Origin of the sequence: Mycobacterium sp., assembly GCF_047975165.1 — a bacterium.
Lineage (GTDB): Bacteria > Actinomycetota > Actinomycetes > Mycobacteriales > Mycobacteriaceae > Mycobacterium.
On record NZ_JBKECZ010000022.1, the window covers coordinates 1 to 12717 of the forward strand.

Annotated in this window: 11 protein-coding genes and 2 pseudogenes; 2 read left to right on the top strand and 11 right to left on the bottom strand. The window is 61.7% G+C overall.

The window, feature by feature from the left end; translation table 11 throughout:
- The 3 genes from ACK5M9_RS01100 to ACK5M9_RS01110 form a co-directional block, all read right to left on the bottom strand.
- Positions 1–568 (bottom strand): glycosyltransferase family 2 protein (locus ACK5M9_RS01100; RefSeq protein WP_416891366.1); only part of this gene is annotated, 568 nt, incomplete at its 3' end.
- A 59-nt stretch (positions 569–627) separates the two neighbouring features.
- Complete coding sequence (locus ACK5M9_RS01105; protein WP_416891376.1) at positions 628–1086, bottom strand: GtrA family protein; 459 nt, start codon at positions 1084–1086, stop codon at positions 628–630.
- Positions 1087–1150: 64 nt separating this feature from the next.
- On the bottom strand, positions 1151–2158 hold the full coding sequence (locus ACK5M9_RS01110) for a glycosyltransferase family 2 protein (protein WP_416891367.1): 1008 nt from the start codon (positions 2156–2158) through the stop codon (positions 1151–1153).
- A 387-nt stretch (positions 2159–2545) separates the two neighbouring features.
- On the opposite strand from ACK5M9_RS01110, the gene ACK5M9_RS01115 reads away from it, so the two are divergent.
- Entirely contained in the window at positions 2546–2689 is a 144-nt protein-coding gene (locus ACK5M9_RS01115; protein WP_416891368.1) for a hypothetical protein, read from the top strand.
- A 9-nt stretch (positions 2690–2698) separates the two neighbouring features.
- Positions 2699–3241 (top strand): TylF/MycF/NovP-related O-methyltransferase, encoded by a 543-nt coding sequence (locus tag ACK5M9_RS01120; protein WP_416891369.1) that lies wholly within the window; start codon positions 2699–2701, stop codon positions 3239–3241.
- Positions 3242–3414: 173 nt separating this feature from the next.
- On the opposite strand, the gene ACK5M9_RS01125 is transcribed toward ACK5M9_RS01120, so the two are convergent.
- The 8 genes and pseudogenes from ACK5M9_RS01125 to ACK5M9_RS01160 form a co-directional block, all read right to left on the bottom strand.
- Positions 3415–4887 (bottom strand): hypothetical protein, encoded by a 1473-nt coding sequence (locus ACK5M9_RS01125; protein WP_416891370.1) that lies wholly within the window; start codon positions 4885–4887, stop codon positions 3415–3417.
- 281 nt (positions 4888–5168) lie between these two features.
- On the bottom strand, positions 5169–6878 hold the full coding sequence (locus ACK5M9_RS01130; RefSeq protein ID WP_416891371.1) for a hypothetical protein: 1710 nt from the start codon (positions 6876–6878) through the stop codon (positions 5169–5171).
- A gap of 238 nt (positions 6879–7116) precedes the next feature.
- Positions 7117–8022: pseudogene (locus ACK5M9_RS01135) on the bottom strand (IS256 family transposase); the annotation flags it as partial.
- Positions 7994–8143, bottom strand: a complete 150-nt coding sequence (locus ACK5M9_RS01140) for a hypothetical protein (RefSeq protein ID WP_416891372.1) — start codon at positions 8141–8143, stop codon at positions 7994–7996. The gene ACK5M9_RS01140 and the pseudogene ACK5M9_RS01135, both read right to left, overlap by 29 nt.
- A gap of 276 nt (positions 8144–8419) precedes the next feature.
- Complete coding sequence (locus tag ACK5M9_RS01145; RefSeq protein ID WP_416891373.1) at positions 8420–9898, bottom strand: glycosyltransferase; 1479 nt, start codon at positions 9896–9898, stop codon at positions 8420–8422.
- A 38-nt stretch (positions 9899–9936) separates the two neighbouring features.
- Positions 9937–10956, bottom strand: coding sequence for an NAD-dependent epimerase/dehydratase family protein (locus tag ACK5M9_RS01150; RefSeq protein WP_416891374.1), 1020 nt, complete (start codon positions 10954–10956; stop codon positions 9937–9939).
- Complete coding sequence (locus ACK5M9_RS01155) at positions 10953–12212, bottom strand: nucleotide sugar dehydrogenase (protein WP_416891375.1); 1260 nt, start codon at positions 12210–12212, stop codon at positions 10953–10955. Before ACK5M9_RS01155 ends, ACK5M9_RS01150 begins: the two co-directional genes overlap by 4 nt.
- A 313-nt stretch (positions 12213–12525) precedes the next feature.
- Positions 12526–12717: pseudogene (locus ACK5M9_RS01160) on the bottom strand (esterase); the annotation flags it as partial.

Consider the following 12717-nt stretch of genomic DNA (forward strand, 5'->3'; position numbering starts at 1 on the left):
ACGCGGCGAGCGTGCGGGGCACAGCGACCAGATTGCCTCGGTGCAACACTGCGCAGTAGGTAGCTTCATCGATCAGGTACGGGAACCTGCCATCCCAGCCGCCGGCGCGAACCAGCGCTTCGCGCCTGAACAGCACGCAACCCGGCTCACCGAAGATGTTGGTACCGGCCGCAATGTCACGCCGTATTGCGTCCACGGCGCGGACCTCCCCGCGCAGTCCGGCCAACCCGCGGTTCCGCAGCACCGGTGTGCCCGCAGCATCTATAACGTCCCGGGGACTCGCCGCCATCACCGCCGACGGGTGTGCCTCCAACGCAGCCACCTGCTCGGCCAGGCAGTCCGACATCAGCAGATCATCGCCGCAGACCAACTTTACGAACTCGCCGGCAGCACGGCCGGTTACCGCGTTCCAGTTCGCGGGCGCTCCGCCGCCGGAAGGCAAGCGGCTCAGGCGAACTCGTTGATCAGCCGCGAACTGCTGCAGCACCTCCCAGGTCCCATCGGTCGAGCTGTGATCGGAAACCACCAGTTCGAAGTCGGTAAAGGTTTGCCCCAGAATGGATTCCATTGTCGCTGCAATGTAGGCGACGCTGTTATAAGCCGGAATGACAACCGATACCAATGGCGTCACGGCGATAGTTGCTCGGGCTCGGGCACCTCAAGTTCAGCGGCGCCACGCCGAAAGGAGTAGCCGCGATGAGCGAACCAGCTGTACACCACGGTAACGCCCGCAATAGCGAATTGTGATGGCAGCACCGGCCAGCCGATCACTTCCACCAATACGGGTAGAACAGCGAAGTTGAAACACAATGTCGACAGGTTGACCGGTTCGAATCGCGCCAAGTCGCGCAACACATGGCCGGTCACCCGGAATACGAACCTGCGATAAAGGACGAACGCACACAACACCGCGCAAATGTGAGCGCAGATCAGAGCGCTCAGGTACCCAGCGGCGCCTGCGGGAAGCAGCCACAGGAACAGCACAAACCACAGGGCCCCGATTGCGGTGTTCATGCTTCCTACGATCAGGAAGGCGATGCGCTGATCCCTGATCAGCCGGAATAGCGGGCCAGGCGGGCCGGCCATACCGGCCGGTGGATGAGGGTGCTCGTCGCACCCCGCAAAGGCATCCGAAGTCATCGACAGCCCGCTAGCCCGAACCGTCGGGTACCGCGTCCGGGGTCCCGCGCGCCTGATCGGCAGTTGCGGCCAACCAGCCGGGGCCTCCCACCATGTCGCGGATCAGGAACAGTGGCCGCCCCTTGCTCTGGTCGTACATCCTGCCGAGGTAGGCGCCGATAATGCCCAGCAACAGAAACTGCATGCCGGTAAGCAGACCGATCATGGCCATCAGCGAACTCCAGCCGGGAACCGTCTGCCCGAGCAGCGCGCCTCGAATCGAGTTGATGGCGGCGCCGAATCCGACCAGGGCCATCACCCAGCCCAGTATCACCGATAGCTTCAATGGCACGATCGAGAACGCAGTGATGGCGTCGATCGCAAACCGCACCATCTTGGAGAGCGGATACTTGCTCTCACCTGCGGCGCGCGGGTCACGATCATACACCAGCGGCACCTGCTTGCCGCCGATCCACGACACCAAGCCGCGAATGAACCGGTGGCGCTCCGGCATGGCGATCAGCAGGTCCAACACACGGCGAGTGATCAGCCGAAAATCACCCGTGTCATTGGGGATGTGGATTTCGGTCATCCGGCCGATCGTCCGATAAAAGATCGAAGCACTTGCACGTTTGAACAGTCCCTCACCTTCGCGCCGACGGCGCTGCCCGTAGACCACGTCAGCACCGTCATCCATCAAAGTCATCATCTCGGGCAACAGTTCGGGCGGATCCTGCAGGTCGGCGTCGACGATCAGCACTCGCTCCCCACGGCACACGCTCAGCCCGGCGGTGAGCGCAAGCTGGTGTCCGTGGTTGCGCATCAGCCGAACACCGACGACGCGCGAATTCTCCACCGCCGCCTTTTCGATGATCTCCCAGGTCCGGTCGCGGGAACCGTCATCGACCAGGATGATTTCGCTGGTACCACCGAATTCGTCCAGCACTCCTCCAACCCGGCTCAGGAACAGCGGCAGGACCTCTTCTTCGTCGAAGCACGGTGCTACCACTGAGATCGCCGGGCGACTCAGCACAGCCATATATCTAATGTAGTTCTCAGGATTGACCAATGGACCTCTTTCGTGAACGGGACCACGCTGATGTGACCCGATCGACGTCATCGGCATCCCTTGGGCCAGCGCCGAGATTCCATCCGAACAGGGAAATCACCCCGACGTGGGATGACCGCGCCAGCCCACCACGACAACTCGGCCCGACGGCCGGATCAAGGCCACGTCATCGCCGAACTGTCCGACGTATCGGTGAATTTTGCGGACGTGGAGGTGATTCCCGTAGGTTGCCGGCCTTGCTGGCCGCGGGTCGAGCAGCGGTTAGGCTTTCGCCAACGGCGTCGGCGAACAATGCGGAGGAGACCAATGCGAAGCTTCATTCAAAATCTGCCGCACCCGATAGCGAACACCCTTTTCATGACGCGGAGGTTGCGCTCCAGCTTCTACGAAGACGGGCTTTTCACGACAACCAACGCGGACTTTCGCAAGACCGATCATTTCAAGCGTGTTTACGCGGCGGCCAAGGCCACCGGGTCGTTCGGCAGGTGGAATGTTCGCTAGCGGATTCATGTGCTGTGCTGGGCGGCCAATCACGCCGCTGCACTCGACGGAGACTTTGTCGAGTGCGGGGTCGATCGTGGAGGCACGGCGATGGCCGTCATCACCCACACCGATTTCGGTCGCCTCGGGAAACGCTTCTGGCTGTTGGACACATTCCGGGGGTTCGATCACTCTCAGCTTTCGCCGGAAGAAGAAGCGCATTCGGGTTACATGGACTATTCCGACTGCTATGAGCGAGTGTCGGACACCTTCGCCGAGATGGGATTCGTAGAGCTGGTTCGAGGCGCGGTACCCGGGACGCTCGACGAAGTCACCAGCGAAAAGATCGCCTACCTGCATCTTGACATGAATTGCACTGCGCCGGAAATCGCTGCACTCGAGTATTTCTGGCCGAAAATCGTCCCCTTCGGCATCGTCATCATGGACGACTACGGATGGCCGCGGCATTACCAACAGAAGATCGGCTACGACCGGTTCGCCGAAGAGCGAGGCCTGCAGATCCTGCGACTGGCGACCGGCGGGCAGGCAATTCTCATCAAGCCGCCGGTATGACGCCGCCTAAGCCCCCACCCTCATCTCATAGAAGCGCAATCCCGCTTGCACATCGCCCTGCCCCAGAGACCGCGACCGGTCGATCTCGATGGTGTGGGCGTGGATATCGAGATTGGTGCCATCAACCGACGCGGGGCTGACGACAAGGAACGGTTCGGCCGCATTCTCATTGATCAGGCGGTAGCTGATCCCGTCGAGTACCGCGGTGAAGGTTTCCAGCGGGAGGATTTTTCCCTGAACGAGCCGATCGATGATCGTCGGATCAAGATCGATCCCCACCAGGACCGCCATACCCGGGGCGCTGGGCGCCGGGATCTCGACGGGCCCCCTGCCGCCCTGAGTCTGCGACAGCGGCCCACAGCGCCGGTTCGAAAACGGGTGAACAACGCCCAATGGTTCTCGACACCGGTCAGGGTGAAATCGCACAGCAGGGCCCGCGAGTACAGGGGAGACTCTTGTACGGCGAGGCGGTTGTCGATTCCGATGGCCGGTGAGGTACCGGAGACCCGCGATAGGACGAAATCAGGCCCGTCTGCCAGCGTGTCCGCGTTGAGCTTGTCGAGTTCGGGGGTGTAGGCGGAGTAGGTCGCGAACATGGGCGCGGGCCGCCACGCGAGGTCGTAGGCCCACACGACCGAGGTCTGGTAGGGATCGACATGGACGGTCTTGGATCCGATGGCTTCGATAATGCGGTTTGGGACGTCGTAGGCTGCGCGTTGCCCAGCCTTGGCTCGTTGAATGCGTTGTTCGACGTGGCCCGGCAGCGCGAGCCCGACCACGCGGTCGGCGCCTGATAGGAACACCTTGTTCGGTGGCCACAAGCGGCCTTCAAGGGGTGTTCCGGCAACGACGTAGAATGCAAGCGCAACCACGAGCAGCACATAGATCCGGTGGTGCAGACGGACCGAGGGCACGATTGCGGTGGTGACGGCGATCACGCCGAGCAGCGCGCTGAAATGCCAAATGTCGTACCGCGCGAAGGCGGTCTTGACGGTGATTGCGGTCAATAGCCCGGCCAGCAGTACTAGATTGCGTGGAATTGCCGGACCGCCGTGTACGAACATCACACAGAGCATCACGATCCATACCAGGGCCAGTAGCATGGCGGGCCGGGCATTCGGGGTGAGCGGCTCCGCCTGCGCCTCGCCATATCCGGACAGGATGGCGCCGCTGTACTTCAGCCACGCCGGCAGATCTCCCAATCGTTGCCCGGCGGCGAGCCACCAAGTCACGGCGGATACGGCAAACGCCGCCGCCGTTGCGCAGTGGCGCATCCAAGCTCGCCAGCCGAGCAGGACCGACCCGGCAACAGCAACCATCAGAACCGTAAGTCCGGTATTGAACTTGACCAGCAGTTGCAATCCTGCGACGGCACCGAGCGCCACACACGTGACGAAAACCGTTGATCGTCGAGGGTGCTCCTGCAATGTCAGAGCCGCTAGCCAGGTGAAAGCCGCAAGAATCACCAACTCCGGGTGCATCATGCCCAAAGTTGACCCGTGACCGACCTGAAGGAAGGCGGCAAGGCCGGTCCCAACGAACGCGCCGATGATCGATGTCATCGGCGCATACCGCTGGCGCAACGTCGCGGCAATCCCCAGGAAGAGCCCGGCAACAACGATGAACTGATACCCGGTGGCAAGCACCGACTGGCCGTAGGCATAGTAGGCCGTGGTCTGCAGGAATCCGAGCGGTCCGTAGGTGAATACCACCTCGGGGCCCCACGCGATGTGCTGATCCAATGCCATTGCGTTGGCTGCTTCCCAGGATGGGTCGAGCCCGATTCGGGCATCTACCGACGACTGCGGGGCAATGACCAGTGCAGCCACACCCGCCGCTAGCCCTTGGTGCCGGCCGGTGGAACCCCATGTTGTCGTGTGCACCCACGTCCGCGTTCGGTCCAATGCCACGGATATCACCCCCGCGCTCATGGCACCGACGCTCGAACCAACCGCTGCAACCCTGTCGTGGATGTAGGAATCACCCGGTAACCGGGCGGGAGGTGCTGCTGGACAGCGGCGGTGGGGTCGCAGCTGTACACGTAGCTATAGGCGCTGATGTCTGCGCGTCTCCACGCATCGGGGGTAAAGCGAGTCAACATCAGTCCCCGCCGGTCAGCGTAGTACAGGGTTGTCGGGTCCCAATCGCAGTTGGCGACCAAGATGAGATCATCTGGGCGGGTGGCCGCGCGGAGGCGCTCCCCACCAGCATCAGGTTGTGGCGATACCGTCCATTGCCCGAGATTTTGCGGTGCCGCGGAACCGGTGACAACGAAGGCAACCCCTGCCAGTGCGACAAGGCTCGCCTGCCTAGGCAGTCGCTGAACAGCTGCAACTGTTCCTAGCGTGACAGTCGAAATGATGGCGGGGTACAGGGCTGTCCAAAAGTAGCTCTGGGCCATATTCAGGTTGAAAAACACCACCGGCACACACAGCGCGACGGCAAATCGGCCGCGTATGCGGCGCGCGACCTCAACAATTCCCAATCCTATGACAGCTACTATCGCCGGGAATACGGCTATCAGGTAGTAGCTGTGAACCTGATATAAGTTGAAGAACAACATTGGCGCACTTGCGGCGACACCTAGCCACCCAGCTCGGCGAATTCGCTCTACCCATGTGGGGGCCGCTAGTATCCCGAATACGACGAACGCCAGCAGCCCGAAAATTGCCAGTGGCAACGGCGGGGGGACGGAACTCAAACCGACAATCTCATCGGAGATCCTGGTCAGAACGGGCTCGTACTCGGCCCAGTGGGAACGTTGACCCAGCGTCCCGAAATTCCACTGGCGCAGGTTTTCACTTGTCAAGAACACAGTCGACGGATTCTGAATTTTGACCGAGTCGCCGTAGCGAACCCACGCCATGGCGACCGCCACGGCTACCGCTGGTCCCGCAAGGATTCCCATGGCGACGCGGCCCAGCGAACGCGTAGTCAGGTAGACCGCGAGGGCCGATGCTCCGGCCAGCACACACCATGCGGGCAGAGTGGTGGCTTTGACAAGGGCTGTCATCCACGCGCAAATCGACCCCGTCAGCAGCCCGACGTTTGAAGCGGTTCGAAACCAAGAGTCGAGGCCGACAACCATTCCGAGTGCGAGTGCGACAGCGGGGAAGTCGATGAGGGCGGCGGCACCCCACGCCAACCCGAAGGGCGAGAACTCGTAGAGCACCACCACGACAAGCGCGGTCAACCGGCCATGCCAGCGGAAAACCAGCACCGCCAATAGAACAGCTGCGGCCTGAAATCCGATGAGGCCGATGATCCGCATCGCTGCGTCGGAGCCGAGACCCAGACGAATCAGTACCGCAGCAGCGGCTTGGGGCAACGGGCACTCCATCGGCACATCCGCGTCAGGGCCGAATATTGGCAGCGGGGTATGTAGCGGGTTGATACCGCGGCGCGCGTATTCCAGTGCTACATAGGCTGTTTGCGTTTGACGGAAGGAATGCATCTCATTCAGCCTGTGAAAAAGTTGCGGAATGCGAACCAATGTCCCCACTGCTATCACCGCTGACAGCCAACCAGCAAATGGTGTCATCGCCAGGCTGCGCATACGAATTCGCGCGCCAAAGCTGTGACTGCTGCGATCGGAGTTCGAGTCTGGGTCGACGCCATTCGTCGGTGCTGAATCCAACGGACCTCCTTAGTCGTGCGTCGTCATGCGGTGGTCGCGGCCGTCAGAGTGCCCTTTCGAGGGAAGGTCGTCGCGCACGTAGGACATGCAGCCATCACAGTCCTCGCCGCTGGGGACCGCGCGAAAGTGCTGAACAACCAGCTCAAAGAGGTCCGGATAGACTCGTGAGGAAATCACGCTAGCAGGAAGACGAGGATTTCCCAAGTTCCGTGGAACTTCGGTAGCGGTCCGGTGAGCATCAGGCTGCGCTCACCTGGTCATTGTGCACGACGTGTCCGACAGATTCGGCGAACTCCCGCTCAAGTGCGGCCCGCAGCGCTGGCAGGTGCAGGTGACCGTTGACGCGGCGGAACTGCTTGCCGGCATCGGCCATGCCGGGCGCACACCAACGCAGCGCCATCTTGCCGTTGCGCCAGCGTGTGACGTTGCCCGCGTGTTCGCGGCACACCGAGATCATCGACTCGATCGTGTTGGTCGGGCGCAGCGTGCGCGCCAGGGTGGGCGGCACACCCAGGCGCAGCACCGTCAGCGTCTCGTCGAGCCCCTCACGCAGGGATGCGGCAGCGCCGGGGTGGGTGCGGTCGAGCTCGGCGGCCAATGCCTGCAGCGCGGCTTGGGCCTCCAACGCTGAATCGGCGTGATAAGCATCGGTCATCCTGCGGCCTACAATGGACCGAAGCCGTTGCGGCAAGCGGTCTTTGACATTCCGGACCTTATGGATTTGGCAGCGTTGAATGACCGGGCGCTCGCAGACGTCGAGCACGGCTTTGCGCAGCGCCTTTGACCCGTCGATGCCGACCGGCATCGGGCGGGTCATGTCCAAGCCGCGGTCGCGCAGGCCCACCAGCAGCTCAGTGACCAGCGTCGCATTCTCGGTGGAGCCCTCCACCAGCGCCAGCGGGTGCTTGACGCCGTCGATGTCGATCCCGAGGGCCATCACGCAGCACGATTCGGTGAAATGCACACCGTCGACCAGCAGCGCCACCACATCCAGATCGGAGAGGTCCTTGGCCAGCAGCTCAGCCAGGGCGGTCTCGGTCATCGCCACGAACTTCCGCGATACCGCAAACTTGCTTGTGGCAGAGGCGGCTTCACTGATCCGCTGGCCGACGGGATCAAGCCCAACCGGGTAACGCCGCCCCGACGGCCAGCGCCAGCAACCCCTCCTGCATGTTTCCGGCTATCTCGGCCATCGCCACACCGCCGCGCTCTGGAACCGCGACCACGGTCGCGTTCCCAGGCCTGTTCTGACTACTGCCCCTCATGGTGGCCCCCTTCGCTGGTGCTGTTCTTGCGGAACGCCCGACACTTACCACACCGGCAGGTCACGAGCGGGGGACCGCCACCTCAATTCCCACGAGACCCGGAACAACCTCCGAGGCGAGCGCCGCATGCGCCTGTGCCATGAGTTCTGCCTCGTCGGGGTTCCAGGTAGCCCCAATCGCCGATCGCTGGACCCCGGAGGACCGCAGTGGCAACCAAGAAACCCGCCGCGGCCAAAAAATACACCTGAGTGGGCCGAAGGCGAATGGCTCTGACCGTCACCTCCAACGTTTGAGAACCTGCCGTGACTGGCGGCGCCGATACCGCCGCACCACCTGTGCGGTCCCGAGCGTCGCGAGTCCGCCGCCGATCCCCCGCATCATCGGCCGCCGCATCGCCAGCCCATACCAGCGCAAATATGCGGGGAGCCAGCCAACCAGATCGAACTTGCTTGTTCCCGCGGTTCGGTCCTCCCAGCTACTGGGTACCTCGTCGATGCGGTAGCCATGCAGGTGCGCTTTTGTCGTCAGCTCCAGGCCCACCTCAAACCCGCGCACACTTTCAATCGGGACCTGGTCGAGAAAACGGCGGCTGTAGCCGCGGAAGTTCGTTGTAGCATCGTGCGTCGACAAACCACCCACATAGTGCAAACTCAGTCCGGCCGTCCGCGACATCAACGTCTTGAGTCGCGGTCCTCCAGTCTGGGAGCCACCAGGCATATAGCGCGATCCACTGACAATATCTGCACCCTCATCGCGAATCTTGGCCGCCATCAAGGGAATTACCGCCGGCGGGTCGGAAAGGTCGGCCATGCTGGTGACGACCACGTCCCCACGCGCCGCCGCGAAGCCCGCAATCAGCGCGTTTGCGACACCTTTGCCCAACGAGTTCCGGACCAACCGCACGGTGGCCGGCTTGTCGGGCATCGCGGCAAGTGCGGTGAGGGTGGTGTCCTCGTCGAAGTCGTAACACACGAGCAGTTCGTGCGGTGTCTTCGCCAAGGTCTCGGTGAGTCGCCGAAGGCAGACTTGAATGTTCTCACCCTCGTTGTACACCGGGATGACAACACTGATCAGACGTTCACCCTCGGTGCCCGGTCGTGGCTTCTGCGCACGGATCAGGAACTGCTTGCCGAAGATCGGCCATGCCGGCTTGACCCCAAGATAGAGCCGCACCAGGCGCGCAGATTTCGGTAAGGACCAGCAGGCTGAATATGGGAGAAAACGGTCACGAGTCTCCGCGATTGTGAACCCGAGTACACCCAGTAGTTCGATCAGCGAACGGTCACTGATTGGCACTCCGTGGTCCCAGAAATCCCAATAATCACCGGCGAGGAACCGAATATTCGGGCCCATCGCGATCAAGTGCCCGCCTGGTTTGAGTACCCGCCGGACTTCGGCGACGGTGCGCTCGACGTCCGCCTTGCTCTGCATATGCTCGAGCAGGTTGCTGGTGAACACCACATCCACCGTCTCGTCGCCGAGAAAGCTCAGGTCTTCGGCTCGACCTTTGTGGAACTCGATTCCCGACTCGAGCATGTTGGCACTGTCGGGGTTCACATCGACGCCGATCCGACGAGCCGCACTCACCTGATTCAGGAATTCGCCGTAGCCGCAGCCGAGGTCAAGCACCGTGTCACTGCGCCTGATCCACACCTGAAAGAAGTTTCGAACCAGCACACCCCAGATGGCGTAGCGCACCTGCTGGTCGTGGCCAAACCGATTGCGGTACAGGTGTTCCAGGTCGATGTTGCTCACGATCTCTACGTCGTCCTTACGGGTAGCTGCGGCGCAGGTCAAATGGTCCCGGTCTCAACCGCATCCACAATCCAGGGGATGACCTCGTCGAGCATGGTATCCAACGTCGTCGTGGCCTCGAAGCCAAGTACCTCCGAGGCCTTGTGAACATCGGGCGTGCGTAATTGCACGTCATGCTCGAACGGCGGGTCGCTTTCGTAGCTGAACGGTACGCCCGGACGCATCTTGTTCCAGATCACTTCGGCGAGTTCCAGCACCGTCGTGGCTTCCGGCGTGGATAGATTGAAGTCGCCGTTGAGCGCGGCGGGGTGCTCCATACACGTACGGATGCCCCGTGCCAGATCGCCACCGTAGGTGTAATGCCGCACCTGGGTGCCGTCACCCAAAATGTGCAACGGATCCTGCCCCTTGGCCACCTTCTGAATCAAGTCCGGTACGACGTGGCTCATCGCGAGCTTGACGTTGCCACTGGGAATTTCGCGGCCACCGAGCGCCCGCTGCTCACCCGTGCCAACGCAGTTGAAGGGCCGAATGATGGTGTATGGCAGTCCGTATTGCTCGTAGGCGCCGTGGGCGAAGTACTCGCAGGCCAGTTTTTGAAACCCATAAGTGCTTGTCGGGGGGGGACATTCGACGATGTGCTTCTCCGGCGTCGGGAACACGCTCGCGTTTTCGAACACCATCGACGAGCTGATGACGTTGAGCTTCTTGAGCCAGCCCTTCTGGTATGCGTAGATCGCAGTATCGAAGTGGGCGGCAGCAATGCGCTCATTTTCGGCCAGCAGGTCGTAGGCGTACTCATGAAAGTAGGTGATCCCGCCGATACGGGCGGCACTGGCGATCATCTGATCACAGCCCTCGACCAAATCGAACATCAAGTCAACGTCTTTGACATCACCCTCGACGAAGTGATAGCGGGGGTGGTCGTCGTAACTCTTCACCACCTTGCCGTACTTCGAATAGTTGTCGATACCGACAACGTCATGTCCGGCGCGGAGCAACTCCTCGACAACATAGCCGTTGATGAATCCCGCGCTGCCGGTTACCAGAACCTTCACTGTGCGGCCGCCTCCGCTTCTTGGGTCATCGGATCAGTTCCATTCAGGACGGGGTCGACTTGCCCACCCTCGTCCACACATCCCCAGACGTCTTCGATTATCGTGCCCGGCGGAATCCGCAGCCCGCGGTACTCGGAATGCGGCACTCCCACCACAATGACGTCGGCACGTTCCAGGACGGTGTTCAGCGGATAGTAGTCCGTCCCCTCCAGGAACGGGTCGTGCCGGATGACTTCTTTAGCCTCGAGCATCAGCAAATGCCGGAGTTTGAAGCTCAGCGAATCACGCGTGTCGTCGCAATCAGCCTTGAAGGTCATGCCCAGGATGCCGACGATCTTGTCCCGCAAATCAACGCGCCGTTTGAGCATGTTGACGATGAACTGTGGCTGACCTTCGTTGATCAGCATGGCCGAGTGACCCAGCATGAAGTTGTTGTTGCTGAACGCGGCCAGTTGCATGGTGTCTTTCAACAGGCAGGGGCCAGCTGCCAACCCGGCTCGAGGCAGGCTGTCGACGCGCCCGTTCTGGTATGTGGCCGCATGGTGCACGCGGTTGAAGTCCAGTCCCGCCTCGCGGCTGAGCAAGTAGAACTGATTCGCGACCGCGAACTGGATGTAGCGGTAGCTGTTGCAGAACAACTTGGCCAGTTCAGCTTCCTGCGGCTCAACCTCGATGATTTCGCTGGTAATCCTCGAGAACAGATTCGAGACAACTTCCAGGCCTTTGGCGTCAAAACCGCTGATGATTTGTGGAATCTGCCGCAACTCGCGAATCGAGTGTCCCTGTGCAATGCGTTCGGGACAGAAGGTCACATGAACACCTATCCCCCGTTCCTGGAACATGTCGTGGACACGTTGGGTCAGCCCCGGGTAGACCGTGCTCCTCAGGACCAAGGTTTGCCCGTCGCGGAAGTACGGGCTGATCTCGTTGATAATTCGGAAGAACGTGTGGGCCTGCGGCGTCAGGAACTCGTCGACCGGCGTGCCCACCACGCAGATCACGATGTCGGCGTTCCCGACTATCAAGGAATCGGTGCTCGCTGATATCCGCCCTGTCGGTAACAACCGCCGCAACAGTTCTTCGGCACCGTTCTCGATGAACGGCATGTTGCCGGCCATAATGGTTCGCAACGCGGCAGAGTTGGTATCCAAGATGTCGACGGCATAGCCCTCGTCGGCCAGCACCAGTGCCAGCGGCAGCCCGACGTGTCCTGCACCACCGACAATGCAGATGCGCTTATCCGGTTGATTGGTCACGCGAACCGACACCTCCCCTCTTGTCACATACTCGATCCAGCCCACGTTCGCAGACACAACGACATGGCCCTCAGGTACCGAGCGACTCGATTGTTTGGTGTGAGCGTAGGAGATTCTCACACACCGATGCAGTGTTTCCCACAAAACCGGCGGGTCGAAGCTCGATTCCGGGTGTCGAGGCACATGCTGTCACCAGCAATAATCCGTTTGATGGCAGGAGCGACGCTCCCGCTTGTCCTGTGATCGCGACCACAGACGCGAGGAGTTATCTGGCGTCTCATACCCAGCGGAGCCGTTGCTGCGGCCTACCCCCTCACCCCGCGACCGCCCCCGCCTCCCAGTATGGCGCCCCCATCGAGCGCACCGGCCGGTACCCGCGCTTACGGGCCGTGGCCACGGCCCGCCGGGTCAGGGCATACAGCCCGACGAAGGCGGCGTGGTCGGTCACCACCAGGGGCGTCAGCAACCGGTTGTGCACGAAGCCGATCGCCAACCCCGAATCGGG